The sequence below is a fragment of the Paenibacillus diazotrophicus genome, assembly GCF_042610465.1.
In genome coordinates this window covers 933,679-960,610 of the sequence record NZ_JBGJZN010000001.1, presented here as the reverse complement: position 1 = coordinate 960,610, position 26,932 = coordinate 933,679, and the positions used below count along the sequence as shown (strand labels likewise).

Below are 26,932 nucleotides of genomic sequence, written 5' to 3'. Positions count from 1 at the left end.
CTCTAACAGGTTCATATTGTTCCGGTTGCTCCAGCTGCTATACCTTCTAGAAAATACGAATAATTTAGTTTTATCTAAACTTTACCTAGTAATAAATGGGAACTAATCATAGAACAATGATTATTTTAAAAGAAGAGGAATATGGAAAGGTAAGACATCTGGTGAAAAGTCAAAACGAGCTATCTGTATTCTCAGTTTTGGACGGGGAAATGTCTGGTGAGGTGATAGTGAATTCAGCAGAAAACCGGGATGTAGTGCTCATTAAGACCAGTGAGACCACACTGATTGCTGGTAGTGTCACCCATGAGGATTATAACAAGGGAATTTCCGGAATGTTGGATTTTTGGGATAGCATAACCCCCGATAGTGATGAGTGGAGAGTGAAGATCCCAGCCGTTCATCCCAACCGATTGATTAGGGAGTATACAAGATATAAATACACTCTGACTAGAAAAGATTACATCATGGCGGATCTCTCCCTCCCGCAGGGTTATGTCCTTGAAACCGTTAAGCTTAAGGAGCTTAGGCAAAAAAACTACAGCAATGCAAATCGGATCTACGACTGGGCAGAGGCTTGGGGCAGCGAAGAGAGGTTCGAGGAATCAGGCTGCGGCTGCTATATACGTAAGGATGACAAAATTGTCAGTTGGTCTATCAGCGATTGTTGCGCAGGTGATAGCATTGCTGTGGGGATTCATACAGACCCTGAATACAGAAGAAATGGTCTTGCCAAGAAGGTTGTGTCAGCAGTTGTCCAACTTTGCTTTGATAAAGGGTATAACAAGATTGATTGGCTGTGTGTCTCACCTCCGATTGAAAACCTGACCGATTTAGGTGACGACGGCTGGTATGAATGGGGAACCTATTTCGAGAAGGCGTCGAAGGAAAAGCCAGAGCTGATATGGGATTCACTATATTGCTATGTCAAAGCCAATGAGTAGAAAAGACTATGTCTGTGATCAATGATATGACTGAAAAAGGAATGGAATGTAACCTGCAGAGGCTGATAAGAGATATCTCTCTTTTCCAAAAGGAAGGGTTATGTCTCGCATTCAATACCTCTTTATGGAAAGAGTTCATTGGAACACGGGTTTAAAGCCTGCCAATGCTGCGTGACCTCGCTGGAATGTAGAGTTGAACTTAGCCTATTTTAACTTCAACTATAATAAAAAGTACCGAACACGGTTACCTCACCATGATCGGTACTTATTTACGGTTAAAGAGAAGAGGTTAATTAAGAATCAATAACTTTTTCTCAAAACTAATGTAAACTCCGTGAATAATCGTCTTTTGCACCCATAACTCAGATTTATATTACAAAGGAATAATGAACGCCTTATCTAAAAGAATCTGTTCTGCTTTTTGCATCATTAGCGCTTTAGTGGTAGGATCGCTGGTCAGATGTGCATTTTGAACGTAGCTATCATACTCAGAATCTCTCCAGCCTGCTTCGTTGAGCGGATTGATCGAGGTGAAGTAATCAAGATAATATAATCCGTCATTATAATCAGAAGTTAGAGATGTTTAGAGGTTTTTGATTTGGATTGAGGAACATGAAGCTAGTCTGCTGACCGCCTGGGTTTCAGAGATCACTGCATTTGCGCCGCCCGTTCGAGGGCTTTTACAATTTATTTTCCGTGGACTCGGAGTCCTGACGTTTGATTACTTCTTCGTCCCGTGCTCCATTTAATTCATGTTGGTTCTGATGAAGTTCCTTGAGCGTATTTCTATAAATATGGATCTCCTGTCGGTTCAATCCGTCACGATTTTCTTTCAAAAGCCAATTTTCCACCGTTTTCTTCAGAATTTCGCTTTTCCGCTCCAGTACTTCCGTATAACTCAATTTACTTCATCCTTTCCGTATTGCGGTTTCAGACGTCGGATAGACAATATTGACTTGTTGGCTCGTACGTGTAATATCACATCCGACGTAATGTTTAACATTATACAGGAAAGTCCAAATGTACCCAACGAGGACCAGTCGTCCTCAGATAGGGAGATTACCGCTAAGACGGGAACTGAAACCTTCAGCGGACGGGTTCGCAAAAGTGCTGCCAGATACTCCTGGATGCTGACAGATACTTCTCTTTAAATTTGGCTTCTGTTCTAATTGACTTCTAAATGTATCAATACCTAAAATGATTACAAGGAGCGTGATCATTTGCCATCGATTCGCAAAGAGATTATTATTGATGCTTCACCCGAGCAAGTGTGGGATGCCGTCAGTGACGTAGGAGCCGTACATTATCGTCTAGTTCCAATCTATACCGAGAACACTTTGCTCGACGGTTACGAAAGGACACTCATACTGCCAAATGGCGGAATTACACGTGAGTATATCGTCTCCACGGACCACAAGGAACGCCGAATGGCGTACGCGGTTGTTGAAGGCCGTATGCCTCTTGCGCATCATCATGCATCGTTTCAAGTCTTCCCGCATGGTGACAACAGCGCCAGACTAATCTGGATTACTGATTTTCTTCCGGCGCAGCTCGCTTCAGAGATTGAGGCGCGAGTACACCGCGGTGCGGAGATTATGAAGGCGACGATTGAGGCAGAGGCTAAAGGAGGAGGGCGGCAAGCTTTCTGATCATTGCATGTCACCAAACAGAATCAGGCAGTTTCGTGATATCAGACACAGGCTGCTCATTTAATCATATAGGGATAATCCGCTAGGACAAATCAACACGGTGCGATGAGGAACCCATTCTTTGATTCAAGCTTGGTATACCCGAGCCTTCTCCGAGAAAAACCAGAATTAAGCTTACCACAGAAGCCTTCCAATACGAGGTGCGGAGTACATCCTTAGCCATTCTCTTTAATTCTTTGCGATCCCTCATAAAAATCTCTCCAGTTTGCATATTGTTCTTCTTATTACAATTTATACCATATATTATACGAATAGACAAACAATTAATTATATTATTTGACTGAGTACTGAAGATTGCAGAAATTATACTGGAAACAATGTTAATGGCGGGCATCCATTGAGCCTTTGTACATCGTGCTACGCACAAAAGCCCGCATACGCTGCGGACCTTTATCACTATTCTTTTCCAGTAGCCACCGGAACTTAGCCTCATCCATCTGCAATTTCAGTGAGACGTTCCTTAATTCGTTCCGTATTTACACCGCCGTGATAAGTAATGACCGTTCCGATATCGAACACCTTCAGTCTGGCGACGGATTTCGAGGCCTGCTCATAGTCCGGTGAGATAAGGCTGAAAAAACGATATAATTTCCTTAAAGCTCCATTCTGGATAGAAAAGGTGAATCCCGATATGAATCCATTTACTAGAAAAGTCAAAGTGCCTTACATCAGATTCCGCAAAGCCAACACCCTCCGAAATGACTCGACCCAGCATGACTGGCAGCACTGGGCGGGTTACCGGGATCAGATTCAGCAAGTTCTGGAGCAAACGCTGGAACATAACCGCTGTGGGCGCGGGCATATTTTACTGCTTGGGGCCGGGAACGGAAACGATGTGCCCATTTCGTACATTGAGTCTATATTTGAGCGGATCACAATCGTTGATATCGATGAAAAAGCGCTGGACCGTTTTCTGGCCAAGTCGGCGCACCCGGAAAAATACGAACGGGCAATCATTGATTTGACCGGAGTAGGAACGGAAGTGTCATCGCCGGATGACTTGAAAGCAAAGGTTGACGAATTGCTGCCAAACGTGGATTTCTCGCCGTTGCACCCTCCTTTTGACGTGGTCATGAATTTATGCTTCACGACTCAGCTCATCTCCGCCTTTTTTTACCGGAAGAAAAATAAGGTTGCCCATACGCCAGAATTCAGCGCTCAGCTGGATCGGCTGCTAGAACGGATCCATATCAATATCTTTCAATCTTTGTGGGGCCTTCTGGCACCGGAAGGGGTGATTGTCCATTTAACGGATACTTTGCTGCTGCAGCACATCAAAACAACCGGCTATACCAGCCCGGCTGCTTTTAAGACTCTGGAGCTGACGGGAGGAAATCTCCGGGAAAACTTTGACCTGATTTACGGGCATCTGCCGGAGATGGCAAAACAAGGCTTGTGCCTGCCGGGGGCATTTGTCCACGTTCATCCGCAAATTATGCGGTTGTATAAAGTTGAATTAAGGTTTTCGCTGCTGTGGGAGTTCGTCCATGACGAATATGAAGACAGGGATTACTTTGTGAGCGCGCATGTGCTGACCAAACACAGGAATCGTATCGGCTCAGCCGTCCTCGGCAGCCGGTAATATGGAAAGACAGGCAGCGTCTGTCGCTTCGAATTCCACCGCAGCCTCCCAAAAGCTGAACTTCACGGTGAGCGATGTGCCTTATTCGTCTGCTGAGTACAAAAAGATCATTCAAACCTTTGCTCCTATCATTCGTTAAGCAAAACCAAGCTCGAGCATGTGGCCGTAGAAGTCAGCAGATACGCAACTTGAGTCTGTGCAGCAATTGTAATAAGCGCGAATCGCTGGAAAAGCACAGGGAGTCCGTGTTTTTTGAAATCAAGTTGCACCGCCAGTGTAGCGGTAATCAGTACAAAAAGCCCGCGTCGGGCGAGAACCCGACGCGGGCTTTTGCATGCTTATGCCATTGTTCATTCCTCTCCAATAGCCACGGGATTCTGCTCATAACTAATCCAGTCGCTCCAGCTCCCCGCATACAGCCGTACGTTCTTGAACCCTGCCTTTTCAAGGGCCAGCACATTCGGGCAGGCGGTAACGCCGGAGCCGCAGTAGACGATGATCTCACGATCTCTATCTAATCCTGCGAAGTGTTCAGATAGCTGTTCGGCGGTCTTGAAGCTTCCATCCTCATTTTGTGTGTCTTTCCAGAAGTAGTTGACCGCTCCGGGAATATGACCGGCTTTCTTATCCAGAGTCTCATTTCTGCCTTGATAGCGGTCATTCGCTCGGGAGTCGATAAGGATGGAGAGAGTAGCGGGCGAGCCTGCAGCAGAATCGTTAATTCCAGCCCCCGCACCTGCTTTAACCGTTTGCTCCGAAATACTGCGAACTTCATCGACATTTGCCAGCATCTGCGGTTGAAGCTTTGGTGTGAAGCTGCTTGGTATCCGCACCGGCTGATGATCTGTGACCGGGAATTTCTCAGCTTTCCATGAACTGAAGCCGCCCTCCAGAATGAATACCTGCTCATGCCCAAGGTAGCGCAGCAGCCACCAGAGCCGTGCTGCATTCATACCGCTCTCATCGTCGTAAGCGACAATACGTGTATCATTGCCGATTCCGAGTTTGGAGAGACGTGCAGCAAGCACCTCCGGATCGGGCAGAGGGTGACGTCCACCGTGGTCACCTACTGGGCTTGATAGATCCAGCTCCAGATCCAGATAAATAGCACCCGGAATATGCTCCTGATCATAGCTCTCCCGTCCGGCCTGCGGTTTACCGAGGGTGAAACGGCAGTCCACGATCGTCTGCTCGGGCTCATAGAGCCTGGCCAGCAGCCAGCGCTTAGAAACTGTAGCGTCCATAAATATCCCATCCTTTGCTCATATCAATATGAAATTTATTATAGCGGAAAAAACACAGAGACGCATACAGGCCTCAAATTCGTTTTCAGTGTTGGGAAAAGGGATTTGACACAGACGGATGACAAATATAGTATTGCTTTTGAACTGATAGGTGATTGAAATTCATGAAAGAGAGGCGCACCTTGTGGAAACAATAGTTAGCGAGATCTGGCCGCAGTGGACCGGAACCTTGGAGAAGCGCAGCGGAGGCTGGAATAATACGACTTATATTGTAAACGGCGGTGCCCGGAAGAGCATTTTGCGGATATATGATACACATCGTGACAGAGAAAAAATAGAATTTGAGCATGCCTTGCTGCAAAAGCTGGGAAAGCTCGCTTTACCTTTTAAAATACCTGTACCGGTCTGTACCCCAGCTGGAGAGACAGTGGTGCAGTTGAAAGATGCAGACGGCAAATTCGCCTGCCTGTTCAAATATATTGACGGGGATTCACCGTCAGAAGGGGATAGCGGATATTTAGAATCCTTCGGGGAGGCTGCAGGCGTATTATCTTCCACTCTGGCTGACATTCATGCCGGCCTTTCTCCGGTGTACAAGCCATATTATGAACTCCGGCAGGCATATCCGCTTTGCAGTGCAGATACGATCCGTGAGCTATGTCTGAAGCCGGCTGTGCCGTTTGCAGAACTTGCTCAAGAGCTGAACATGCTATATGAAGCTTATGACAACATCGCTGGATCGCTGACAGAATTGCAAGAACTACCGCACCAGCTGGTGCACGGGGACCTAAATGCTTCTAATCTTCTGGTAGAGACAACCGGCCGCCGGCAAGTAGCCGCGCTGCTGGATTTTGAATTCTGTACCTATGATGTCCGGGCGATGGAGCCGGCGGTTGTTTTGTCCGGGCTGCTTGGACATGCGGAGGAAAGGGCCGCAGTCCAAGCTTTTTGCCGGGGCTTCAGCCGCCATATCCATCTCACGGAAGCAGAAATTAAGGCTATTCCAGTTCTGATGCTGCTTAGAAAAGTAGATGTTTTTCTTCATTTTGTCACCCGGTATCTGGAGGGTACAGATGAGGCGCATGTGCTCCAGGAGCAAGTGAAGCTGCTGGCAGAAGACTTAATTCAGCTATCGGCAGGGACAACACTTATTCTGGAAATTCTCAAGCAAGAACAAGAGGGGATTTGAAGCATCTATCCTTTACTTTGGAGAATTTCCTTATAGATTTCAATCGCCCGTGCCCGTGAGCTTTTCAGATCCACAATCGCTCCGGGGCGGGGGAGATGGATTTCTTTGTCAGACAATTCTGACAGCTCCGGCAGCCAGTTACGGATATAGCTTCCGCTTGGATTATGAGTCTGTGATTGGGTTACCGGATTCATAATCCTGAAGTAAGGGGAGGCGTCGAATCCGAGAGAAGAGCTCCACAGCCAACCGCCCCGGTTCAGCACGTTATCATAATCGCTCAGCTTCAGCCGGAAGTACCGTTCTCCGTATATAAACGGACAGCCCAGATTCTTCGAGAGGAACATCGCGGTAATCATCCGCAGACGGTTCGGCATCCAGCCTGTTTCGTTCAACTGGTGCATAGCCGCATCGATGACTGGAATACCAGTGTTCCCTTTTGACCAGGCTTCAAAATGTTTGGTACCCAGGCTGGTCAGATCAAAGACATTCTCATAGTTGAAAAAATCAGTATCCAGACGAGCCTGAAGCAGGTAAAAATCCCGCCAGGCCAGCTGTCTTAGCCAATCTTCTCCGCTCCGTTCTTCCTCTGTAAGCCTTACGTATATCGCCCTTGCTGAAATTGCTCCAGTATTCAGATGCCGGCTGATCCGGCTCGTGCCATCCTCCGCATATTGATCCCGATTCACTGTGTAATCCGCCAGTTTTTGACTAAAAAAATGATCGAGCATTCGATTTGGATCCAGATCTTTGGTCTGACTGGATACTAGCCTGAGCTGCAGGCCAATCTCATCCGGAATCCTGAAGGTATCCGTTATACCTTGTTCCAGGCTGACCGTTTGCAGTTCCTTCAAGTCTGTGGAATAAGGAGGACGGAAACGTTCTGCGAGGAAGGTGCGCCAGCGGCGGTAATAGGGAGTGAACACCTTATAAGGTTCTGCCCGCCCGCTCCACTCCATGAAATCATCTAGGTCACAGAGCATGTTGTCTGTGTAAGCTTGATAACGGATACCAAGAGAGGATGCTGTATCATTCAACAGCTTGTCTCTTTTCACTGCATAAGGAGTGTAATCTGCATGAACCATTATTTGCTGAATGGGCTGGGTCTGTACAAGCTTCCTGACGATTGTGTCAGGCTCGCCGTACAGAATATGAAGCTGTTTTCCCGCACGGATATAATCCTGCTGTAGCCTTGCAACTTGCTTGAGAAAGTTCAGGCCGCTGTGTTCAAGATACCGCTCTTTACGCAGCAGAAAAGGATCAAGGATGAGTACATGTAAGCTGGCTGCACCACCAGAATGGATGGCATCAAAGGCCGGTAGATCGGTAGTCCGCAAATCTTTGCGGTGAATGAAGAGAATCATAAGTACGGGTTCCTTTCCTAAAAAAACTGATCTTTTGATCATAGCGGGACCCTACAGCTTCCGCAAGCCAAATAGTTATTACCCGTAACATGATTCAAGATACCAGCTTCTTGAATTCATCGTCAGCCTTGGTTCCACAGATTCGGTCTGGAAGAATTAGGCTTTACAAATGACATGAGTCAGTGTACTATTTAACTAACACACCGGTACAACGAAAATTTACCGGAAATATTTGATTTCATCCAGGAGGGTGCCATGAGTCAGATTGCATATCATGCTGAATCATCAGGTTTTGGGAACGCGCCGATTATCTTGCAAATGAATGGTGTCAGCAAGATTATCAAAGGGAAAGCGATTGTCGATAAACTGTCTTTTGATATTCGTAAGGGAGAAATTGTGGGGCTGCTCGGACCTAACGGAGCCGGCAAAACGACCACAATCCGTATGATGACCGGACTAATCCGTATGTCGGAAGGCGATGTGCTGGTCGACGGGCACAGTATCCGTAATAACTTCAACAAGGCCATCGCCCACATTGGCGCGATTATCGAGAACCCGGAGTTTTATCCCCATCTAACAGGTTATGACAATCTGAAGCAATATCAGCGGATGAGTGATGGCATCACAAATGCCCGAATCGATGAAGTGGTACAGCTAGTCGGCCTGCAGGAAGCTATGGGCAAGAAGGTAAAAGCCTATTCACTGGGGATGCGCCAGCGTCTTGGGATAGCCCAGGCTCTGCTGCAAGCGCCAAAGCTGTTAATCCTTGATGAGCCTACGAATGGGCTGGATCCTGCTGGAATCCGTGAGATGCGTGAATATATGCGTACAATAGCTGAGGTGGAAGGGATATCGATTCTAATATCCAGCCATATGCTTGCAGAGATCGAACAGATCTGTCACCGCGCGGTTGTCATTCAGAATGGTCAGCTGATTGCTGTAACTCCCCTGGGAGAAGAAGTGCAGGCCGGAGGTGAGATCCCACTTACGATCCGGGTAGATCAGCTGAAAGCTGCTCTTGCTGTCATTGGAGCCCGATCGGGAGTACAGCTCATTCGGGCGGACGAGGCGAATTCTGAACTCGTGGTCAGTATAAAAGATAACGAAGTGCCAGAGCTCGTAGCTGCACTCAGCGAATCAAGAGTGGGTGTCTACCGCATTACAGACAACAAACAGAGTCTGGAAGAAGAATTCCTGAAATGGACGGGAGGGAACCGCATTGCGTAAATTCAATAATCTGGTACTGAATGAGTGGCTAAAATTATCCAAGAAACGCACCTTTTTCGTAGCTTACGCGCTTTTAATCGGATTGCCTTTTTTGGTAGGGTACGTTGTGCACTCGGTTGCGTCAGATCTTTTTGCCTCCGGGCCTGCATTTGCGAAGGAAATGATGATGCCGAATGCTATCGGCCAGGTGCTGAGTATTCTGGTCATTATCGGGACTGCGGGTATGGTCACTAAGGAATACAGTCAGGGAACCATCAAATTCCTGCTGATCCGTGCGCGAAGCCGAACTGCCATTCTGGCCTCGAAATACGTGACCGTGCTGCTGTATGCCCTAAGCCTGACCGTCGTGACCACCATTGCGGTGTATGCATCAGGCAGTGTGTGGTTTGGAATGGAGGGGAGCAGCTTTGGTATTCGCGATGTTCTCACTTCTGTGCTCTATAACAGCGTGTATCTGGTGATGTACACTGCGCTCTCTTTTATGATTGGAATCCTGACTACTTCCACTGGAGTAACCATAGGGAGCACGATGTTTGCTATTACGATTAGCAATTTGGTTATTTTCCGCGAGTTCTACAAATATGTATTATTTCCTAATATGAATCTGGCGGCTTATGAAGGGGGAGGAGCCCCTATTCCGGGAATGACTCTGCACTTCTCTATCCTGGTGCTGGCAGTATACTTCGTATTGTTTCTTTTGGCAGGGTTTATGGTGTTCAGACGAAGGGACGTTGCTTGATGACCATAGAATTTGACAACAATCAGCCGATTTATCTCCAGATTATGAATTATCTGAAAGGGGAAATCGTCACCGGAAAGCTGAAACCAGGAGATAAAATCCCCTCCGTACGTGAATTGGCCGCAGAACTGCAGATTAATCCGAATACGGTTCAAAGAACCTTTCAGGAACTGGAGCGTGAAGAAATCGTGGAAACCCGGCGCGGGATGGGCAGATATGTTACAGGTAATGAACAAACTATTCTCACAATAAAAAAAGAGATGGCACAGGATGTGCTGGAACGATTTTTTCGGGGCATGCAGGAGCTGGGCTTTCAGAGCGAAGAGATCCTGACGGCTGTAGCAGAAAATATTGCTTCAAGGAATAAATCATAGGGGGATTATTTCAGTGGACAGGATACTTCAGGTTGAAAATGTGACCAAAAAATACGGTTCCAAGCACGCACTGCATGATGTCACACTGGGGATCGGTGCGGGTAAAATCGTTGGTCTGCTCGGCAGCAACGGCAGTGGCAAGACTACGCTGATGAAGCTTATTGCCGGGCTTGCCCACCCGACTTCAGGAAAGATCTCCGTGCTTGGTGTTCCGGTAGGAGAAGCGAGCAAATCGCTGGTTTCTTTCATGCCAGACCGTCCCTTAACCGAATCCTGGATGAATGTGGGGGATGCGCTTAAGTTTCAGCAGGACTTTTATCCGGACTTTGATCCAGGCAAAGCGAAGAAGATGCTTGAATTCATGAAGCTTAGGGGGAATGACAAGGTCCGCACCTTGTCCAAAGGAATGAGTGAACGCCTGCAGCTGACTATGGTGCTCTCACGCCGGGCTAGCTTATATATTCTGGATGAGCCTATCGGCGGGGTTGACCCTGTTGCCCGGACAAAGATACTTAACGCGCTGATGGAGTTCTATGAGGAAGACAGTACAATTCTGCTCTCCACACATCTTGTAACGGATATTGAGCGGATCTTTGACGAAGTGATCTTTATCAAAGAGGGGAAGCTTGTGCTCCATAGTGAAGTTGAGGAGCTCCGGCTTCAGCACGGAAAAAGTGTTGATGAGCTATTCAGAGAGGTGTATGCAGAATGCTAAGGCTGATGAAATACGACTTGAAACGCAGACGGGAACGGATTCTTGCAGTATTTGTTATTATGCTCTTGGCACAGGTCGGAACATGGATTTCGAACAGCTCCATGGGTGTTGAACTACTTTCATATCATATGATGATCTACGGCATTTTTGGATGCATCCTGCTGCTTTTTGTCGTGTTCAACTATGTTCGCTACTTGAAGTCTTATGCCAGAAAGCTTGTACCGGTAGGTACTGTTCAGAACGTTCTTTCGCCACTGTTGCTCATTTGGGTTCTGCTCTTCCTGGTGGTTCTTATTGCAGCGATCCATCTGGGTCTATATGTTCTGGTGTACTCCTCTGATTTTCTTCCGGTGAATTTCTGGCATGTGGCTCCTTGGAGCGTACTGAATCTTCTTTGGACCTCCGGATTTGAGTTAATCCTCTTAATGTTTGCGATCACCGTAGCCATGAGCCTCCGGGTAAAAGGGACAATCTGGATCGCTATCGCCGTGTTTGCTTTGATCGATAACGGAATAAGCTTTATCGAAAATAAGTTCTGGGGAAGCTACATGAACGCACTGGATAAAGCATTCCAGTTTAAGATTTATGATGCTTCTGCCATACACACTGGACTAAGTCTGCCTGACATCGGAACGAATCTGTGGGCACTGATCTTTGAGGCTGCTGTTGGAGCCATTCTCATTTATGTAATGACTGTGCTGATCAAGAAGAGGATTGAAGAATAGGTGACCTTGTCTTCAGCAGCCTCTGGTCCTGGCATAAGGCAGAACCACACATCACAAATAGACGTCCTCCTGAAGGAGGGCATCTAACATGACGAGCCTGTTATAATCCTTGAGCTCTGCGGGTGTTGGTCCAAAGCTCCAATTCGCGCAGCAGCTGCTCTTCTTCGTCTTCCTGTAAATCGAGACGGATTCCATACTGGAACTGGCCCAGTCCGAACATCCATCCCCAACGCACGCTGCCTTCGAATTGCAGCTTGTCATCCGCGAGCTGAAAATGAATGATCAGCCTCGTATCACCAGCGGTAAAGCGGAGGTTAAGCGAAGTGCGCACCTTGCAGCCGGAACGGCTAAGGTCAAGCAGTACCCCTTCTGTCAATTTTCCGGCACCTGGACCGGAATTGTCCGCGGGAAGTTCCAGCCAGCATTCGATGGGCTGGTTCATCACGTATCGGAACGGTTCTTTTCTGCTGGAGTCGTCCATATGTACCTCCGCTGTTTTTTTTTGCTATTATATCGAACTGTTCGGATCTGGGCAATCTACTAAAGTGCTATTTTTGAAATAAAAGAATTATATTTTCAGAATGATAACAGAAATCCCCTCAGCCTCAGTGGTATGAGGGAGGGGATTCCTAAATCAAGCGGTACTATGTAGGATCGCTTAGCGGGTTACAGATTGTAGAGGGAAGACATGCAGTCCACGAACATTTTGTTGTATTCAGACCGTGACAAGTCCCGGGAGGAAGCGATGTCTCTGCCCAGGAATTCAAACCATGTAATTTCAGTGTGATCCTTTTTATAAAGGAATCTCTCATGCTCCATAGAAAAAACAGCATTTTCATACGAAGGGACATGCTCATATTTGAGCTCAGTACCCTGCTTCTCGGAAATTAAGGTAGCCAGAAGGATAAGCATCTTGAACGGGTCATCATACATTTCGAATTGTTCTGACATCAGAGATCACTCCTTGTGATGGTTGATGAGCAGATTATACTACAGCGTTCTCATGTAAGCATTATCATACAGATAACATAGTATTATTTTGCTATAAGCGATCAGATAAATGAAGAAAGAACATCCTGTCTATATGCGATGTGAGACGATGAGCTAAATATGATGTGCCGTATAACCGATGGATAATCTTCGTAAATAGAACGCTCGGGCTGATGCTCTGGTGTTTTTTTGTGTGTTTAAATCTACTAAAATCGCATATCTATAGGAGACAGCACAAGCATATTAACAGAACGAGCATTCTATATATAGAAAGGATGTGATGGGATGACCGGAACAGAATTTATAGCTGCAATCGCCCCCTTTGCTATAGCTGATATGCGACGAAGTGGTATTGCAGCTTCCTTAACGATCGCTCAGGCTGCGCTTGAATCCGGCTGGGGCAGTAGCAGATTAACAGTTAGAGCCAATAATTTGTTCGGGATCAAAGGAACTGGACCAGCCGGTAGTATCTCAATGCAGACTACGGAATATCGTGATGGCAAGGCCATGAAGGTCACTACGGCTTTTCGTGCCTATAATAACTGGGGAGAATCCGTTGCTGACCATTCAGAGCTGATCCGGAACGGGGTTTACTGGAACCGGAATCTGTACAGTAAGGTAATTGGGTTAGGTGGCGCCGACGCTGCAAGAGAGATCGCTGAGTCAGGGTACGCCACGGATCCCGATTATGCTTCTAAGCTTATTCAAATTATGAAGGCCAATAATCTGTTTCCATATGATGAGATGAAGGAGGATGATGAGATGTCAGCAGAAGATAGACAAAGGCTGGATGTTCTGGAAGCGAAGGTGCAGGAACTCCAGCAGCGTCTGGCTGCTGTAGAAGGACATTTTGCCATGGATGTTCCGGAGTGGGCGAAATCAGCCGTTAGCGCTGCAATAAGTGCTGGAGTGCTGGATACCCCTTCCCAGGGCAGCTATGATTTCTACAGAACACTCACCATATTATACCGGGCAGACCTCTTGCCGGAGAAGAAGGAAGGGTGATGAATGTGGTGAATGAGGCATTAAATAATGTTCTGGCATTTGCTTCAGTCTTGGCTGTTTTTGTCCTCGCTTTGGTACAATTGGTCAAAACAACCGTGACCCTCCCGCGAAATCTGGTGCCGGCCGTTGGACTGGTGATTGGGCTGCTTGTCGGTGCTGTTGCCTATCCGTTTACGGATATGAATCTGATTCTGCGCCTTTGGGCAGGTGGACTTGCAGGATTGTCTGCAACCGGACTTTTTGAGCTTGCATTCAACAAAAGGGACGGTTCAACCAAGGATTGACCCCTGTTTATATTAGAGCCTTACTCATACGCCAGTCGACCAAGCAATCAACACGCCTCAATTGTTTGGTCTCCTCCAATCTTCTGGGTACTGTCCGGGTCGGACCGGAGAACTTCGACGGGATTCTGGTTTCGGACTAATAAGCAGCATCCTGTCATTCCTTTTCATTAAGAAGGCAGGATGCTTTTTGGTAATATACAAGCCAGGGCCTAAAAATAAATCGTTTAGCCCAAACTGTATAGGAAGCGGGTACATATTCTACTGTGTAGTAATCAAATTGAAGGGGGTAATCTCATGGGTGCAGATTGCGGATATGGCGCTAATGTAGGTGGTGCTAATGTTGGTCCTGTTGGAAGTCCGTTTACTTCCACAGGTGCGATTCTGGTGCTTTATATCCTTCTGGTTATTATTTTGAGTGCCTGTTTCATCTAATACAGGATATAGACGCGTATCTGAGCAGGAATGCCGGGTCGCGTCTCCGGCCGCAGGGTTGATGGACAAGCCAGTGATTATATAGAAGAGTAGTGTAGAATAAGAGGGTATAGTTTTGTGTGCAAATTTAATTATCTATGAGAGTGGTGGAGTGATGGAAGAGAAAGAAAGAGTATATATCATACTTAAGCTGATTGAATCGGGTATTCCTCTGGATAAGGAGACGCTGGAACTGGGTGAGGAAGATTTCAATGAAAGAATAGAGGAGATTTTTGATGACCGGCTGGTAGAGAATATTATCTTCTCAAGGGCCGGCAACCGGCTGCTTGGCGTCAACACACAGGGTGTGAGATTGACCCGGCGTGGCAAAGACTTTATTTTCCTGAAAGAGTCTGGAAGGATGTGAGTATTTAAGAATACTGCTTAGAGTATACATCCGTCGCGGGGGAACATTTAGGCTATAGGTGAATATCCTGTAATTAAGTGTTCCTATTTATAGTAAAGGCGGTGCCACTGTGAATTATCAACCGTATTTTGCTTCTAATTTCCAGACGCCCAACCGGCTTCTGACCCGCAATGATGAAATGGTTCTTCAAATCATTCAGCAATCGATTCAAGGAGAACGTAATGATGAGCTGTTTTATGACTATCTTATAAAATTGGCCCCTACACGGCAAGAACAAGAGATTATTGCAGGTATCCGTGATGATGAGCGAAGACACCGGCAAATGTTCAAGACGCTTTACACCCAGCTGACCGGAATGGCTCCTGTGGTTTCAGATGAAGGAACAGAACCATTGCCGTCCAGTTATCTGGAGGGGATTGAAAAGGCGCTGATGGGTGAACTTAAAGCGTTTGAAAAGTATCGCAAGCTGTATTTGCACATTAACCCGCAGTACCGGGACTGGATCTTTGAGATCATGACGGATGAAATCAAACATGCCAGCTATTACAATTGGTTGTACGCCAAAAACAAGTAATTAAGAGCTCAGAAAGCACCTTGCTCGGTGCTTTTTTTGAGTAAGTCATTAACGGAACAAGAAGAAATGGATTCAAGTGTGGTTTTATGTAAAAGGCTGCCACGATGGCAGCTTTTTTGTATTGCGGATAATAATTATGTATCAAAAGTGGGGGGCCTAAAATAACAATCGGGCGCCCCTTTCGGAGCGCCCTTTCATGGGAGAGGAGAAACCGGACGAAGAGCTTATGGGGAAACGTAAGCCTGCTCCGCGGTTGTCTACGACATTTTGCAATGCCGATAATTACATGATGTCCCTGCAAGACCAATCTTATACATGAGAAGCCGGAGGAATTCTATCGGTCTTAGGAAGACATATACAGACATTCTTTTTATTTCATTAAACAATTGTGGTACTATAGGCTTGGACTTATGCCCTAATCAGCATAACTAACAGAGACATAAGAGCAGGTGAATGAGCGGTGAGAGTTGTATCGGGAAGTGCAAAGGGAAGACCTTTGAAGAGTGTTCCGGGAAGCGGAACGCGGCCAACAACCGACAAGGTCAAGGAAGCAATGTTCAGTATGATTGGTCCATATTTTGAGGGTGGCGCCGCGCTGGATTTGTTTGCCGGAACGGGCGGTCTCGGAATTGAGGCCTTGAGCAGAGGAATGGATCAGGCGGTATTTGTGGATATGGAACAGAAGAGTATCGATACGGTGCGCGCAAATCTGAAGGCGGCCAAGGTGGAGGAACAAGCAGAAGTCTATCGTAATGAAGCCGGGAGAGCGCTTAGTGCACTGGAGAAACGGGGTCGTTCGTTCGATCTGGTCTTCCTGGACCCTCCATACAGGCTGAAGCACGGGGATGAGCTAATGCTGGCTATGGTACAAAAGAGACTGCTGCGCCCGGATGCCGTTATCGTGCTGGAGCATGAGTCGGGCTATGAATATCCGGAGGACATTCCGGGATTCCAGAGAATACGGCAAGCTGTATACGGAGAGACGACAGTCTCTATTTATAAGTATGAGCCGGCCTCCCAAGAAACTCAGGAGAGCGGCAAGGAGGGTAATGATGAGTCTGCAGATTAGAAAAGAACGTGTGGCCATATATCCGGGAACCTTTGATCCCGTGACGATGGGACACATGGATATTATTCACCGTGCAGCCAAACAGTTCGACAGACTGATTGTTGCCGTTCTTAACAATTTAAGCAAAAATCCGTTATTTACTGTGGAAGAGCGTACCGATCTGCTTCGGCAGGCCACCCAAAACATACCTAATGTGGAGGTAGACAGCTTCCGTGATCTGCTGGTCAATTATGTCCGGCAGAAGGATGCCCAGGTCATTGTCCGCGGAATCCGAACGGTTACCGATTTTGAATATGAGCTGCAGAATGCCTCGATCAATCATAATCTGGACCCCGACGCAGAAACCATTTTTATGATGACCAATCCGAAATATTCCTATTTAAGTTCGAGTGTCGTGAAGGAGATTGCACACTTCGGCGGGAATGTGTCCGACTTCGTGACACCCGAAGTTGAGCAAGCCATGAATCTCAAATTCAAGCGGATGGACGGCGGAGTGAAGCCGTAACATATACAGCTGCAGATAGTGCTAATAATAAGAGCAGGATCAGTACCTGCAAACCAAGTAATTTCGGGATTGAGCTCCAGAATGCTACAGGATTTAGTATGACTGCTGGCATATGTTCATCCGGTACGCTCGTTACTGGCTGTACAATCGTCTGCAGATTAAGCAACGGTTTCCATAGGAGAATCGTGAACACAAAAGCATACATGCCATGAAGCAATCGGTTTGCAGCATAAGGAAGATAACTTACACCTGCCTGCTTAAGCAAAGTCAGTGCCTGGAGCTGTCCGCATATTCCGCTCCAGCCAAGGGCAGCCGATAACCAGGCAGCTTCTAGTGCGTCCATATGACTGTAGACTGTAAGAGAGGTTGCTTTGATTCCGGTGGTAAGCATATTTGCCCCTAGGTGAATTTCAAGCAGACTTGAAACCAGTGCCTGGGGTATCTGGGGGAATACTGAAGCCGCTATATGGATTACTACTGCAAAAATGATCATATAACCGCCGACAATCATGAGGTTCTGGACGGCGGTACTTATGGATTCACCAAGCAGTCTGCCGAAGCTGCGTCCGTCCTGTAGACGAGCTTCCGCAGCCGCACGATTGATGCGTATCAGCAGAGAAGCTCTTTTGTGATGTGGCTGTTTCAGCGATATGGCTGATTGAAGCTTAGGACGTTTGGCAAACAAAGCAGATGTACAGCCTGCTGATAGCCCGGCAAGCCAGTGGATGGACAGTAGTACATATCCTGACGCGGGACTGTGCAGAAAAGCTGCACCTACCACGATCAGCACAGTCACCGGGCTGGCATAGTGGGCCAGAGAAGCTAACCTTCCTGCCTCCTTGTCCGTAATACGGCCCTGTTTATGCAGATGTATTACTGCTCCAGCTCCGGCGGGGAAACCTGCGGTCATGCCCAGAGCAAGGGTCCAGCCGCCCGCTCCGGGCAATCGGAATATTCGATTCATTAAAGGTTCCAGCAATACACCTATGCCGTGAATTATTCCGGATGCGGTAAGCATCTCTGAGAGGATTAGGAAAGGTAGAAGGGCCGGGAAAACAAGGGTCCACCATAGCTTAAGGCCTTGCAGAGAGGCCGCGAATGAGGATTCCGGCGCAGATACGATAGCAATAGCCAGCAGTATGGCTGCTGCCCCGCCAGCAAATGGAGCGGCACCTGAGGTTATTCGTTGTATTTTCATAGGACTCATTTTGAGCATCACCTCTTCATAGCTTAGGACATAGGCTTAAGACTGTTATCAATTTATGCAGAATAGACAACCGTCATGCCTCGGTTCAACCAGCCGCCTTTACAGATCATTCCAAGAGTATAGTCCAGTGCTGAGGGAAAGAAGGGAAAAGCAGTGAGGCCATTGAAACGCCGGGTAGGATTCCGTGCCACAGTCTACTTGTTCACATTTGTGGTGATTGTTTATGTTGCTGTATTTATGAATACGCCTTATATTGTCTATCAACCCGGTAGCGCCTCTGAAGTGGAGCCAATGATTCAGGTTCAGAATGCTGACAAGGATGAAAAGGGAACCTTCATGATGACCACAGTATCTGCCAGCTATGCCAATGTAGCACTACTGGTAGCCTCTGTGTTCAATTCCAATGCAGAGGTGGTCCTGAAAGAAACCCGGCTGAGAGATAAAACGGAGCAGGAGTATGCGGCCGAGCAAGTATATTACATGAATAGTTCACAGTCCTATGCAGTCCAGGCGGCTTATCATGCTGCGGGTATTCCTTATGAAGATGTAGTGGACTACCTGTACGTATTCTCGGTGCCTGTGACTGGCAATCAGCAAAAATTCAAACCCGGCGACAAAATTATCAGTGTAGAGGGACAGTCCATTCCTGATCCGGACTCGTTATCCAGACTTCTTTCAACCCGAAAAATTGGTGATCCGGCAGTGGTTGTACTGCAAAGGGAAGGCAAGGAAGTAAAGGAAACGGTCAAGCTTGTAGAAGTCAAGAATCAGCAGACGGGAGCAGTAAAACCTGGTCTTGGGGTTGTAATTGGAGCTGTGCAGAAGGTAAAACCCGAGATTGAAGGCACAACGGTCAAATTTGTAGATACAGATGTAGGCGGGCCTTCTGCCGGACTAATGTTCACCATGGAGATATACAACCAATTGACTCCTGGTGATCTGACAAAGGGACATCGGGTTGCAGGTACAGGCACCATTGATGCGGATGGAAAAGTAGGGGCTATTGGAGGAGTTAAACATAAGATCGTAGCTGCTGACCGAAAAGGGGCGGAAATCTTTTTCGTGCCGGTTCAGAATTATGATGAAGCCAAGGCGAAGGCCGATAAGATCGGTACGGACATGAAGCTTGTACCTGTATCGACCTTTGCCGAAGCACTGAAATATATGCAGGAGCTGCCGGTCAAATCCTGACCGGGGACTCCAGATAGTCGCTGTAAAAATCTGTGCGCGAAGGGTTGCTGAATGCTCCTGCATAAGCGGCCGCTGCTTGCAGATCTCTGTCGAGCAGCGGATGAGAGAAATGGGCCGGACTAGTCACTACAGGCCAGGAAGCACGGTGTTTCATCTGTTTCAGCAACTGGCGGCCACTTTCCCGAAAACCGAGGACCCGAATGTATCCGGGTCCCTGAGCGAGGAGGGCAGGGGCCATTTCTTCCTTGCTGTGGTTCAGCAGGACATGGATTAGCAGACGCTGCAGTCTGGTATGTGTATAGCGTTTGCTTTTCAGTGCCTCCAGCAAACCGGACATAGTGAAGTGGGGAAGAGCAGGCAGTATCCGCAGCAGCCGGTTTTCCAGGCCTTCATTCATGTCCTGCAGCATTTGCAGCTCGGGCGCTGTCCGTATGGAGAGCAGGTGGCGGAGCTGAATGCTGAAGCTTTCCAGATTCAGCGGGCCTCTGCCGGCTGCATGCTCTCTTTCCAGGATGGACATGCTATAATCTGGCATGTATGCCTCTGGCGATTCGCCTTCTGACAGCGCCTGGCGTATCGCTGTGGCACTGGCAATTCTCGACCCGCTCTGCAGCGGGTCGTGGAACCCTGCGCCGGTTCGCGGCACAGTCAGGGGCCTGATCGCGCTGCAGAGCCGTTGCAGCGCGATCAGATAGTGCAGGCCGAGGCTGTTGTTCGGCTGGCGCAACAGCCCGGCGGCATCGAAGCTTCTCTCCTGTCCGGGGAGAGAAGCTTCCCAGACGGACGCCGCAGCTGCACTGTACGCGGCGGGGAAGCTCGCTCCGAGTGCCATGCGGCTGCGGATCTCGCTCTTGAGCGCGCTGCTTTCTTTGGCCAGGAATTCGGCCAGCGGCAGCAGCACGCTCAAAGTGCCGGCTTCGGAGCCGAAGCACAAGCTGTCCACGACCCCGGTCGCTTCCAGCAGAGCAACCGCTCCGAAGGCGAACCACTCTGCCGGCTGTACGGCATACGCCACCGGCAGCTCAATCACGACGTCGGCTCCCATATGGAGCGCCATCTCCGTGCGGGCGCGCTTGCTCACCGTCGCCGGTTCGCCGCGCTGGGTGAATGGCCCGCTCATGATCACAATGGAGTGATCCGCACCGGACAGTTTTTTGGCCTCCTCAAAGTGGTGGACATGACCGTTATGTAAAGGGTTGTACTCTGCAATAATACCGACCGCAGTCACTATGATTTCACCCCGTATTCTTGATAATTAGGATTCTAGATTAGTTATATCATAATTTGATCTGTCCATCGAAACAATATAAAGGGAAAATGGTTGACAAAGTTCGGTAATACTAGGTATAATAAATTTTGTTTGTTTGGAGTGATGAAATATGAAGATTCACTTTCGCAAATTGGCTAATGCCGACGAGCCTCTGCACTTTCAGGATACACTGGATGTAAGCGAGCTTGTCAAAGGGCGGAAGGATATACTTGCTGTTGCACCACTTTCAGTGGACCTTAAAGCGCTGCCCGCGGACACCGATTGTGTGAACGTGGTGGGGAAATTGAACGGGAATGTGGACATGTTATGTGCACGTTGCCTTACAGAGGTTAACAGTGAATTGAACATTCCTTTTGCTGAGACTTTCAAATGGCTTAAGCAGCCGCTTCTTCCCCAAGATGAAGATGATGAACTCATTTACATCGAGGATGAGATTGTGGATCTTGTCCCGTTTGTGGAGGAAAATTTCGTACTGCACTTACCGGATTCGGTATTGTGCAAGGCAGACTGTCTTGGTCTTTGTCAGAAATGCGGACAAAATTTGAACGAAGGCACCTGCAGTTGCGACAACACAGTGATCGATCCAAGACTCGCTGGGTTGAAAGGATTCTTTACCAAGCAAGATGACTAAGAACAAATCCCGAGTGATAACGGGTTAAAACAGAATTAGGAGGTGTAACACAATGGCAGTACCTCAACGGAGAACGTCCAAAACACGCCGTGACAAACGCCGCACCCACTTCAAACTGGTTGTGCCGGGCATGGTGAAATGTGAACAATGCGGAGAGCTGAAACTGGCTCACCACGTATGCAAAGTTTGCGGAACTTACAAAGCTAGAGAGATCATCAAACAATAGTCTCTCGACAAAAGTAGCACTTCATCTGCTGGTGAGGTGCTATTTTTTTTGAAATGATAAGCTTTTACAGACTAAATCGTATAAAAGGTTCTTCGATTTCACGACTGCTAAGAATCCTATCTCTATGAGGGGTAAGCTGTCATGATTGCTTCGGAATATCTATAAAGGCTTCATGTGAAAAGCTTTATATACTATGTTTCACGCATTCAAGTTCTCGGCGTTATGAGGCCTTCTTAAGCAAGCTTGTAAGTCTGCGCTTTATTTTTGTAGCGGCATGCTTTATACTACATATTAGTACCTGGTTCTAAATTTTTCATAAGATTTATAGCTATGATAACAGCGGCCATCCAAGGCCGGATGCTATTTTCAAAATATAAGGAAGCCAATTTTTCATGTTACTCAATGTCCTTATATTTCTCGCTGAAACGGGACGTCCTGTTCATGGGCGCCGAAGCCGTTTCCGCTTGGCATGTGCCAGGAGGTGAGCCGCCATAGAGCGGATGTCCAAGAAAGAACGTCAGCAGAAGCTGCTGCAGATTATAGACGGCAATCCATTTGTAACTGACCGGGAACTGACCCGGCAGCTCAAAGTGAGCATACAGACGATCCGCCTGGACCGGATGGAGCTTGGGATTCCCGAGCTGCGTGAGCGGATGAAGCAGATGGCCGAGCATTCCTACGATCAGGTGCGCTCTTTGCCTGCTGATGAAGTGGTCGGTGATATTGTAGACCTGCAGCTGGACCGGAGCGGGATTTCCATATTTGAAATTCGTGAAGAGCATGTCTTCTCCAGAAACGGGATCGCGCGTGGACACTATGTGTTCGCCCAAGCCAATTCACTGGCGGTTGCCGTGATCAATGATGAGATTGCCCTGACGGCTTCCGCTGATATTCGTTTTATCCGAATGGTTAGACTCCATGAGAAATGTATCGCCAAAGCGCAGGTGCGTTCACTCGCGGGCCGGAACGGCAAAGCGGAAGTGGATGTATTTACCTATGTCGGTGAAGAATTGGTTTTTCAGGGCCATTTCGTGGTATACCGGTCCGCATTTGAAGAATACAGCGAAGGGGGAAACCGCAGTGCTGATCGCCATTGATGCGATGGGTGGGGACAATGCTCCTGAATGTAATGTTGAGGGTGCATTATCCGCAGCAGCAGAGTGGAGTGACACGCAGATTGTGCTTGTCGGCGATGAGGCCAGACTTGAACCACTGCTGAAGAACAAACCGTCTAATGTGTCTGTGCGTCACGCGGGGGACGTTATCGGTTCTGATGAAGAACCGGTAAAGGCGGTCCGCCGTAAAAAGGATTCATCCATGGTAGTGGCAGGCCGTATGGTTCGCGAAGGTGAAGCGGACGCCATGATCTCGTCAGGGAATACAGGAGCTTTAATGACTACGGGGTTACTGGTTGTAGGGAGAATGCAGGGGATTGAACGCCCTGCTCTGGCTCCCATGATTCCGACTCTGGATGATGTCGGTGTGCTGGCACTCGATCTGGGTGCCAATATGGATGCCACGCCCCAACATCTGGTGCAATATGCTCTCATGGGCAGTATTTACCGCAGTAAGGTGCATGGCATAGCTAAACCTCGTGTGGGCCTGCTGAACGTGGGTACCGAACCTGGGAAAGGCAATGAACTAACAAAGGAAGCATACCCGCTGCTGGAAGCAATGCAGGGGATCCATTTTGTCGGCAATGTGGAAGCCCGGGATGTGCTCACTGGCAACTGTGATGTGCTCGTATGTGACGGATTTGCAGGGAATATACTATTGAAGACACTGGAAGGTACAGCTGGCGCGATGTTCTCTCTGCTGAAGGAACAGTTCAGCAAGTCCTTGAAGACTAAGCTCGGAGCAGCCATACTGATGCCAGAGCTTAGAAACCTCAAAGGCAAAATGGATTATAAAGAGCATGGCGGAGCACCGTTGCTCGGTCTTAGCGGGTTGGTAGTGAAAGGACATGGCTCATCTGACGGTAACGCTGTCAAGAATGCAGTCAGACAAGCACGAATTGCTTTGCAAGCAGATTTGGTATCCAGTATATCCAAGGAAATTAGCGGGAAGTGAGTGAGGACATGAAACAATTACGTCCGGTAGGGATTATTGGCACTGGGAAATATGTGCCTGAGAAAATATTAACCAATAGTGATCTGGAGAAGATCGTCGAAACCAACGATGAATGGATTGTCAGCCGTACAGGTATCCGGGAACGGCATATAGCCGCTCCGCATGAAGCGACTTCCGATCTTGCCTACGAAGCAGCGCTCAGAGCGCTGGATTCAGCGGGAATGAAAGCGGAAGATCTGGATCTGATTATTATCGCAACGGTAACGCCGGACAGTGCATTTCCATCTACGGCCTGCATCCTGCAGGACAAACTGGGTGCAAAAGGGGCGGCGGCATTTGATTTGTCTGCTGCTTGTTCTGGATTCGTATATAGCTTGGCTACAGCAACCGGATTTATCCAGAATGGGATGTACAATAACGCACTGATTATCGGTGCAGATACCTTGTCACGGATCACCGATTACACAGACCGTAATACCTGTGTTCTATTCGGTGACGGTGCGGGTGCTGTTATTCTCGGGGAGGTGCCTGAAGGAAGAGGGTTCCAATCCTTTGATCTCGGTGCTGAAGGTTCCGGCGGAAGTTTGCTGAAGATGGAAGCAGGTGGTTCACGACTCCCGGCATCACAGCAAACAGTGGAAGATAAAAAACATTTCATTTACATGAACGGCAGAGAGGTCTTCAAATTTGCTGTGCGGATCATGGGTTCAGCGACGGAGCGTGTACTAACCAAAGCAGGTATCTCCAAAGAAGATATTGATCTGTTTGTACCTCATCAGGCTAATATCCGCATTATCCAATCGGCGATGCAGCGTTTGGATCTGCCGCCGGAGAAATGCGTCATCAATGTCGATAAATACGCTAACACTTCTGCAGCATCGATTCCTCTCGCACTCGTAGAGGCAGCGGAAGAAGGCCGGATGAAGGAAGGCGACACTGTGCTGATGGTAGGTTTCGGTGGAGGTCTTACATGGGGCGCTTCTGTCCTGATCTGGTAAAGCCGCGGATTCTATAATAATAGAAGGAAGTGATGGCAGAACAGTCGTAAGCAGGCTGGTTGCCTCATTGTTCAACGTGAAGGAGTATTGAGTTATGGGTAAAATAGCATTTGTTTTTCCTGGCCAGGGTGCACAGGCCGTAGGGATGGGTAAGGATGTATATGATGCTCTTCCGCATAGCCGTGCGGTGTTCGAGAAGGGCGATGAAGTGCTGGGATTTCCGCTTAGCCGCCTTATTTTTGAGGGCCCTGACAGTGATCTGAAGCAGACTGCAAAAACACAGCCGGCACTTGTTACAACGAGTGTGGCTTATCTCGAGGCGTTGCGGGAACAAGGAGTCACACCTGACTATGTTGCAGGACACAGTCTTGGGGAGTATAGTGCTCTGGTAGCGGCCGGAGTGCTGTCTTATGAAGATGCAGTAAGTCTGGTGCGTCTGCGTGGACGCTTTATGGAAGAAGCAGTTCCCGGCGGTCAAGGGGCCATGGCAGCTGTGCTTGGTGCGGAACGTGAAGCCTTGACTGTGCTCTGCCGCCAGATATCGGAAGCAGGTAAGATTGTGGAACTGGCCAACGTCAACTGCCCTGGTCAAATTGTTGTCTCCGGTTCTCAGGCTGGTGTTGATGAAGTAGTGAAGCGTGTCAAAGAAATTGGCGGGAAACGGGCTATTCCTCTTGAAGTAAGCGGACCGTTTCATTCTTCCCTGATGAAGGAAGCTGCTGAACGCCTGGCTGTTGAACTTGAAAAGGTGACCTTTAATACTCCATCTGTTCCTGTGGTTGTTAATGTGAATGCAACAGCCGTGACCGAACCGGATGAGATCCGCAAACTATTGGTTCAGCAGGTATTTTCTCCTGTGTTGTGGCAGGATAGCGTAGAATGGCTGATTGCAGCCGGAGTGGATACTTTTGTGGAGATTGGCTCAGGCAGTGTGCTTGCAGGCTTAATCCGAAAGATTGACAAAACCGTTAAAGTTGTTAATATCAATAGTCTGGAAAGTGCGCAGACAGGCTGGTAAAGTCTGATATAGTCAAACGATGTGGAATGGATGAAAGGGGAATATGGCATGTTCTCAGCATTAAAAGGCCAGACGGCTCTCGTCACTGGCGGATCTCGCGGCATTGGCCGTAGTATCGCACTGGCACTTGCGGAATATGGTGTGAAAGTAGCTGTGAATTACTCCGGTAATGAAGCGGCAGCACAAGAGACCGTCGCGCGAATCGTCGAACTGGGCTCGGAAGGGATTGCGCTGAAGGGCGATGTCGGTAACAGCCAGCAAGCAGATAACCTGGTGAAAGAGGTTATAAACACCTGGGGGAAGATCGATATTCTGGTCAATAATGCCGGTATCACCCGCGATAATCTGATCATGCGCATGAAGGAAGAAGAGTTTGATCAGGTTATTGAGACGAATCTAAAAGGCGTGTTCAACTGTCTGAAATCAGCAACCCGCCCCATGATGAAGCAGCGTTACGGCCGGATTATTAATATTTCTTCGGTCATCGGTGTGATTGGAAATGCCGGACAGTTGAACTACTCGGCTGCCAAAGCAGGTATTATTGGAATGACTAAATCTGCAGCACGCGAGTTGTCTTCACGGGGAATTACGGTCAACTGTATTGCTCCGGGTTTTATAGATACCGAAATGACACACCAGTTGTCCGATGAAGTCCGCAGCGAATACGAGAAGGGGATTCCCCTTGCACGTCTCGGGCGGCCGGAGGACATTGCCATGACGGTTGTATTTCTAGCCTCGGAAGGGGCAGCCTACATGACAGGTCAGACACTCCATGTGGATGGCGGAATGTACATGTAAGGCCACAAAAGTTGTAAAGTCTACAGTGGAAGAGAATTGGGGCGGCCGGAAAGCGTTTTTTGAGCTCTATGGTATTTTGACTTCATATCTCGTATAATACCAAAAGAGGAGGTGAACCGGATGTCCGATGTATTGGAGCGTGTAAAACGCATTGTCATCGACCGCTTAGGTGCCGATGAAGCTGAGGTAACATTAGAAGCGTCTTTCAAAGATGATTTAGGTGCTGATTCTCTTGATGTAGTAGAATTGGTTATGGAATTGGAAGATGAATTCGATATGGAAATCTCTGATGAAGATGCAGAGAAGATTACGACCGTGGGTGAAGTTGTGAAGTACATACAATCTCATACCTAGAGTCATATGATTGAGAGTCCCGTTCCTACAGAGGGCGGGACTTCTCCTCATTTTACAGCAATAAGTCAATACCAAAGGATGCCATATGCACCTTTACG

General features: G+C 48.0%; 35 protein-coding genes. 27 read left to right on the top strand and 8 right to left on the bottom strand.

The features are described from left to right. The first annotated feature begins 116 nt into the window (after window positions 1-116). Window positions 117-941 carry a GNAT family N-acetyltransferase gene (locus tag ACAN54_RS04315; RefSeq protein WP_379152918.1) on the top strand — a complete coding sequence of 275 codons (825 nt, stop codon included), beginning with the start codon at window positions 117-119 and terminating at the stop codon, window positions 939-941. Between the two features lie 680 nt (window positions 942-1,621). Here ACAN54_RS04315 and ACAN54_RS04310 read toward each other — a convergent pair. After that, window positions 1,622-1,843 carry a hypothetical protein gene (locus tag ACAN54_RS04310; RefSeq protein WP_379152916.1) on the bottom strand — a complete coding sequence of 74 codons (222 nt, stop codon included), beginning with the start codon at window positions 1,841-1,843 and terminating at the stop codon, window positions 1,622-1,624. 318 nt (window positions 1,844-2,161) lie between these two features. Here ACAN54_RS04310 and ACAN54_RS04305 point away from each other — a divergent pair, with 318 nt between their 5' ends. Next, window positions 2,162-2,590: an SRPBCC family protein gene (locus ACAN54_RS04305; protein ID WP_379152914.1), complete on the top strand. Its 429-nt coding sequence runs from the start codon at window positions 2,162-2,164 to the stop codon at window positions 2,588-2,590. A 489-nt stretch (window positions 2,591-3,079) separates the two neighbouring features. Here ACAN54_RS04305 and ACAN54_RS04300 read toward each other — a convergent pair whose 3' ends face one another. Continuing rightward, on the bottom strand, window positions 3,080-3,307 hold the full coding sequence (locus ACAN54_RS04300) for a hypothetical protein (protein ID WP_379152912.1): 228 nt from the start codon (window positions 3,305-3,307) through the stop codon (window positions 3,080-3,082). Between the two features lies 1 nt (window position 3,308). Between ACAN54_RS04300 and ACAN54_RS04295 the strand changes: the two genes are divergently transcribed. Together ACAN54_RS04295 and ACAN54_RS04290 are read left to right on the top strand one after the other, a co-directional pair. Next, window positions 3,309-4,232: a hypothetical protein gene (locus ACAN54_RS04295; protein ID WP_379152910.1), complete on the top strand. Its 924-nt coding sequence runs from the start codon at window positions 3,309-3,311 to the stop codon at window positions 4,230-4,232. Between the two features lies 1 nt (window position 4,233). Next, window positions 4,234-4,371, top strand: coding sequence for a hypothetical protein (locus ACAN54_RS04290; RefSeq protein ID WP_379152908.1), 138 nt, complete (start codon window positions 4,234-4,236; stop codon window positions 4,369-4,371). Window positions 4,372-4,582: 211 nt separating this feature from the next. Here ACAN54_RS04290 and ACAN54_RS04285 read toward each other — a convergent pair whose 3' ends face one another. Beyond that, window positions 4,583-5,476, bottom strand: a complete 894-nt coding sequence (locus tag ACAN54_RS04285) for a sulfurtransferase (RefSeq protein ID WP_379152906.1) — start codon at window positions 5,474-5,476, stop codon at window positions 4,583-4,585. 184 nt (window positions 5,477-5,660) lie between these two features. Here ACAN54_RS04285 and ACAN54_RS04280 point away from each other — a divergent pair, with 184 nt between their 5' ends. Then, window positions 5,661-6,665 (top strand): phosphotransferase enzyme family protein, encoded by a 1,005-nt coding sequence (locus tag ACAN54_RS04280; protein WP_379152904.1) that lies wholly within the window; start codon window positions 5,661-5,663, stop codon window positions 6,663-6,665. A 5-nt stretch (window positions 6,666-6,670) separates the two neighbouring features. Here ACAN54_RS04280 and ACAN54_RS04275 read toward each other — a convergent pair whose 3' ends face one another. Next, window positions 6,671-8,068: a cryptochrome/photolyase family protein gene (locus tag ACAN54_RS04275; RefSeq protein ID WP_379152902.1), complete on the bottom strand. Its 1,398-nt coding sequence runs from the start codon at window positions 8,066-8,068 to the stop codon at window positions 6,671-6,673. Between the two features lie 213 nt (window positions 8,069-8,281). On the opposite strand from ACAN54_RS04275, the gene ACAN54_RS04270 reads away from it, so the two are divergent. Genes ACAN54_RS04270 through ACAN54_RS04250 form a run of 5 tightly spaced genes read left to right on the top strand, consistent with a single transcriptional unit; the run spans window position 8,282 to window position 11,806 of the window. Then, window positions 8,282-9,253 carry an ABC transporter ATP-binding protein gene (locus tag ACAN54_RS04270; protein ID WP_379152900.1) on the top strand — a complete coding sequence of 324 codons (972 nt, stop codon included), beginning with the start codon at window positions 8,282-8,284 and terminating at the stop codon, window positions 9,251-9,253. After that, window positions 9,246-9,992: an ABC transporter permease gene (locus tag ACAN54_RS04265; RefSeq protein ID WP_379152898.1), complete on the top strand. Its 747-nt coding sequence runs from the start codon at window positions 9,246-9,248 to the stop codon at window positions 9,990-9,992. The genes ACAN54_RS04270 and ACAN54_RS04265 overlap by 8 nt, the downstream gene beginning before the upstream one ends. Then, window positions 9,992-10,366, top strand: coding sequence for a GntR family transcriptional regulator (locus tag ACAN54_RS04260; protein ID WP_379152896.1), 375 nt, complete (start codon window positions 9,992-9,994; stop codon window positions 10,364-10,366). Before ACAN54_RS04265 ends, ACAN54_RS04260 begins: the two co-directional genes overlap by 1 nt. 13 nt (window positions 10,367-10,379) lie before the next feature. Next, window positions 10,380-11,081: an ABC transporter ATP-binding protein gene (locus ACAN54_RS04255; protein WP_379152894.1), complete on the top strand. Its 702-nt coding sequence runs from the start codon at window positions 10,380-10,382 to the stop codon at window positions 11,079-11,081. Beyond that, window positions 11,075-11,806, top strand: coding sequence for a hypothetical protein (locus ACAN54_RS04250; protein WP_379152892.1), 732 nt, complete (start codon window positions 11,075-11,077; stop codon window positions 11,804-11,806). The genes ACAN54_RS04255 and ACAN54_RS04250 overlap by 7 nt, the downstream gene beginning before the upstream one ends. Window positions 11,807-11,906: 100 nt before the next feature. Here the strand turns inward: ACAN54_RS04250 and ACAN54_RS04245 are convergent, their stop codons facing one another. Beyond that, complete coding sequence (locus ACAN54_RS04245; RefSeq protein WP_379152890.1) at window positions 11,907-12,287, bottom strand: PilZ domain-containing protein; 381 nt, start codon at window positions 12,285-12,287, stop codon at window positions 11,907-11,909. Between the two features lie 185 nt (window positions 12,288-12,472). Further along, on the bottom strand, window positions 12,473-12,757 hold the full coding sequence (locus ACAN54_RS04240) for a hypothetical protein (RefSeq protein WP_379152888.1): 285 nt from the start codon (window positions 12,755-12,757) through the stop codon (window positions 12,473-12,475). Between the two features lie 324 nt (window positions 12,758-13,081). Here ACAN54_RS04240 and ACAN54_RS04235 point away from each other — a divergent pair, with 324 nt between their 5' ends. From ACAN54_RS04235 to coaD, 8 genes are all read left to right on the top strand, one after another. Further along, complete coding sequence (locus ACAN54_RS04235; protein WP_379152886.1) at window positions 13,082-13,801, top strand: glucosaminidase domain-containing protein; 720 nt, start codon at window positions 13,082-13,084, stop codon at window positions 13,799-13,801. Next, window positions 13,801-14,085: a holin gene (locus ACAN54_RS04230; protein ID WP_379152884.1), complete on the top strand. Its 285-nt coding sequence runs from the start codon at window positions 13,801-13,803 to the stop codon at window positions 14,083-14,085. The genes ACAN54_RS04235 and ACAN54_RS04230 overlap by 1 nt, the downstream gene beginning before the upstream one ends. Window positions 14,086-14,379: 294 nt before the next feature. Then, the gene (locus ACAN54_RS04225; protein WP_379152882.1) at window positions 14,380-14,517 is read left to right on the top strand and encodes a YjcZ family sporulation protein; all 138 of its coding nucleotides are present in this window, start codon (window positions 14,380-14,382) and stop codon (window positions 14,515-14,517) included. 115 nt (window positions 14,518-14,632) lie between these two features. Next, window positions 14,633-14,923 (top strand): hypothetical protein, encoded by a 291-nt coding sequence (locus ACAN54_RS04220; RefSeq protein ID WP_379152880.1) that lies wholly within the window; start codon window positions 14,633-14,635, stop codon window positions 14,921-14,923. A 109-nt stretch (window positions 14,924-15,032) separates the two neighbouring features. Further along, the gene (locus tag ACAN54_RS04215; RefSeq protein WP_379152878.1) at window positions 15,033-15,497 is read left to right on the top strand and encodes a ferritin-like domain-containing protein; all 465 of its coding nucleotides are present in this window, start codon (window positions 15,033-15,035) and stop codon (window positions 15,495-15,497) included. Between the two features lie 196 nt (window positions 15,498-15,693). Beyond that, the gene (locus ACAN54_RS04210; protein WP_379152876.1) at window positions 15,694-15,816 is read left to right on the top strand and encodes a hypothetical protein; all 123 of its coding nucleotides are present in this window, start codon (window positions 15,694-15,696) and stop codon (window positions 15,814-15,816) included. Between the two features lie 141 nt (window positions 15,817-15,957). Beyond that, entirely contained in the window at window positions 15,958-16,566 is a 609-nt protein-coding gene (gene rsmD, locus ACAN54_RS04205) for a 16S rRNA (guanine(966)-N(2))-methyltransferase RsmD (RefSeq protein WP_379152874.1), read from the top strand. Then, a complete protein-coding gene (gene coaD, locus ACAN54_RS04200) occupies window positions 16,550-17,071 on the top strand; it encodes a pantetheine-phosphate adenylyltransferase (protein WP_379152872.1) in 522 nt (173 codons plus the stop codon). Before rsmD ends, coaD begins: the two co-directional genes overlap by 17 nt. On the opposite strand, the gene ACAN54_RS04195 is transcribed toward coaD, so the two are convergent. Next, the gene (locus ACAN54_RS04195; RefSeq protein ID WP_379152870.1) at window positions 17,040-18,269 is read right to left on the bottom strand and encodes a nucleoside recognition domain-containing protein; all 1,230 of its coding nucleotides are present in this window, start codon (window positions 18,267-18,269) and stop codon (window positions 17,040-17,042) included. The two genes, coaD and ACAN54_RS04195, sit on opposite strands and share 32 nt — an antisense overlap. Window positions 18,270-18,431: 162 nt before the next feature. Between ACAN54_RS04195 and ACAN54_RS04190 the strand changes: the two genes are divergently transcribed. After that, window positions 18,432-19,469, top strand: coding sequence for a SepM family pheromone-processing serine protease (locus tag ACAN54_RS04190; protein ID WP_379152868.1), 1,038 nt, complete (start codon window positions 18,432-18,434; stop codon window positions 19,467-19,469). On the opposite strand, the gene ACAN54_RS04185 is transcribed toward ACAN54_RS04190, so the two are convergent. After that, on the bottom strand, window positions 19,459-20,697 hold the full coding sequence (locus tag ACAN54_RS04185) for a nucleotidyltransferase (RefSeq protein WP_379152866.1): 1,239 nt from the start codon (window positions 20,695-20,697) through the stop codon (window positions 19,459-19,461). The genes ACAN54_RS04190 and ACAN54_RS04185 overlap by 11 nt on opposite strands. A gap of 151 nt (window positions 20,698-20,848) precedes the next feature. Here ACAN54_RS04185 and ACAN54_RS04180 point away from each other — a divergent pair, with 151 nt between their 5' ends. The 8 genes from ACAN54_RS04180 (at window position 20,849) to ACAN54_RS04145 (ending at window position 26,834) form a co-directional block, all read left to right on the top strand. Further along, on the top strand, window positions 20,849-21,370 hold the full coding sequence (locus ACAN54_RS04180) for a YceD family protein (RefSeq protein WP_379152864.1): 522 nt from the start codon (window positions 20,849-20,851) through the stop codon (window positions 21,368-21,370). Between the two features lie 52 nt (window positions 21,371-21,422). Next, on the top strand, window positions 21,423-21,596 hold the full coding sequence (rpmF, locus tag ACAN54_RS04175) for a 50S ribosomal protein L32 (protein ID WP_019911234.1): 174 nt from the start codon (window positions 21,423-21,425) through the stop codon (window positions 21,594-21,596). Window positions 21,597-22,096: 500 nt separating this feature from the next. Continuing rightward, window positions 22,097-22,693, top strand: coding sequence for a transcription factor FapR (fapR, locus tag ACAN54_RS04170; protein WP_379152862.1), 597 nt, complete (start codon window positions 22,097-22,099; stop codon window positions 22,691-22,693). Next, window positions 22,677-23,666 carry a phosphate acyltransferase PlsX gene (plsX, locus tag ACAN54_RS04165; protein ID WP_379152860.1) on the top strand — a complete coding sequence of 330 codons (990 nt, stop codon included), beginning with the start codon at window positions 22,677-22,679 and terminating at the stop codon, window positions 23,664-23,666. The genes fapR and plsX overlap by 17 nt, the downstream gene beginning before the upstream one ends. Window positions 23,667-23,674: 8 nt before the next feature. Further along, window positions 23,675-24,664 carry a beta-ketoacyl-ACP synthase III gene (locus ACAN54_RS04160; protein ID WP_143191797.1) on the top strand — a complete coding sequence of 330 codons (990 nt, stop codon included), beginning with the start codon at window positions 23,675-23,677 and terminating at the stop codon, window positions 24,662-24,664. A 94-nt stretch (window positions 24,665-24,758) separates the two neighbouring features. Further along, on the top strand, window positions 24,759-25,682 hold the full coding sequence (gene fabD / locus ACAN54_RS04155) for an ACP S-malonyltransferase (RefSeq protein WP_379152857.1): 924 nt from the start codon (window positions 24,759-24,761) through the stop codon (window positions 25,680-25,682). Between the two features lie 48 nt (window positions 25,683-25,730). Beyond that, a complete protein-coding gene (fabG, locus tag ACAN54_RS04150; RefSeq protein WP_379152855.1) occupies window positions 25,731-26,480 on the top strand; it encodes a 3-oxoacyl-[acyl-carrier-protein] reductase in 750 nt (249 codons plus the stop codon). 120 nt (window positions 26,481-26,600) lie between these two features. Further along, on the top strand, window positions 26,601-26,834 hold the full coding sequence (locus tag ACAN54_RS04145; RefSeq protein WP_019911228.1) for an acyl carrier protein: 234 nt from the start codon (window positions 26,601-26,603) through the stop codon (window positions 26,832-26,834). Window positions 26,835-26,932 lie beyond the last annotated feature (98 nt).

Coding starts and splice junctions, on each gene's coding strand:
- ACAN54_RS04315 (WP_379152918.1), top strand. CDS start 117: ATGATTATTTTAAAAGAAGAGGAATATGGAAAGGTAAGACATCTGGTG.
- ACAN54_RS04290 (WP_379152908.1), top strand. CDS start 4,234: ATGGAAAGACAGGCAGCGTCTGTCGCTTCGAATTCCACCGCAGCCTCC.
- ACAN54_RS04285 (WP_379152906.1), bottom strand. CDS start 5,476: ATGGACGCTACAGTTTCTAAGCGCTGGCTGCTGGCCAGGCTCTATGAG.
- ACAN54_RS04275 (WP_379152902.1), bottom strand. CDS start 8,068: ATGATCAAAAGATCAGTTTTTTTAGGAAAGGAACCCGTACTTATGATT.
- ACAN54_RS04270 (WP_379152900.1), top strand. CDS start 8,282: ATGAGTCAGATTGCATATCATGCTGAATCATCAGGTTTTGGGAACGCG.
- ACAN54_RS04260 (WP_379152896.1), top strand. CDS start 9,992: ATGACCATAGAATTTGACAACAATCAGCCGATTTATCTCCAGATTATG.
- ACAN54_RS04250 (WP_379152892.1), top strand. CDS start 11,075: ATGCTAAGGCTGATGAAATACGACTTGAAACGCAGACGGGAACGGATT.
- ACAN54_RS04245 (WP_379152890.1), bottom strand. CDS start 12,287: ATGGACGACTCCAGCAGAAAAGAACCGTTCCGATACGTGATGAACCAG.
- ACAN54_RS04240 (WP_379152888.1), bottom strand. CDS start 12,757: ATGTCAGAACAATTCGAAATGTATGATGACCCGTTCAAGATGCTTATC.
- ACAN54_RS04235 (WP_379152886.1), top strand. CDS start 13,082: ATGACCGGAACAGAATTTATAGCTGCAATCGCCCCCTTTGCTATAGCT.
- ACAN54_RS04230 (WP_379152884.1), top strand. CDS start 13,801: ATGAATGTGGTGAATGAGGCATTAAATAATGTTCTGGCATTTGCTTCA.
- ACAN54_RS04225 (WP_379152882.1), top strand. CDS start 14,380: ATGGGTGCAGATTGCGGATATGGCGCTAATGTAGGTGGTGCTAATGTT.
- ACAN54_RS04210 (WP_379152876.1), top strand. CDS start 15,694: ATGGGAGAGGAGAAACCGGACGAAGAGCTTATGGGGAAACGTAAGCCT.
- coaD (WP_379152872.1), top strand. CDS start 16,550: ATGAGTCTGCAGATTAGAAAAGAACGTGTGGCCATATATCCGGGAACC.
- ACAN54_RS04195 (WP_379152870.1), bottom strand. CDS start 18,269: ATGAAAATACAACGAATAACCTCAGGTGCCGCTCCATTTGCTGGCGGG.
- ACAN54_RS04180 (WP_379152864.1), top strand. CDS start 20,849: ATGAAGATTCACTTTCGCAAATTGGCTAATGCCGACGAGCCTCTGCAC.
- rpmF (WP_019911234.1), top strand. CDS start 21,423: ATGGCAGTACCTCAACGGAGAACGTCCAAAACACGCCGTGACAAACGC.
- fapR (WP_379152862.1), top strand. CDS start 22,097: ATGTCCAAGAAAGAACGTCAGCAGAAGCTGCTGCAGATTATAGACGGC.
- ACAN54_RS04160 (WP_143191797.1), top strand. CDS start 23,675: ATGAAACAATTACGTCCGGTAGGGATTATTGGCACTGGGAAATATGTG.
- fabD (WP_379152857.1), top strand. CDS start 24,759: ATGGGTAAAATAGCATTTGTTTTTCCTGGCCAGGGTGCACAGGCCGTA.
- fabG (WP_379152855.1), top strand. CDS start 25,731: ATGTTCTCAGCATTAAAAGGCCAGACGGCTCTCGTCACTGGCGGATCT.
- ACAN54_RS04145 (WP_019911228.1), top strand. CDS start 26,601: ATGTCCGATGTATTGGAGCGTGTAAAACGCATTGTCATCGACCGCTTA.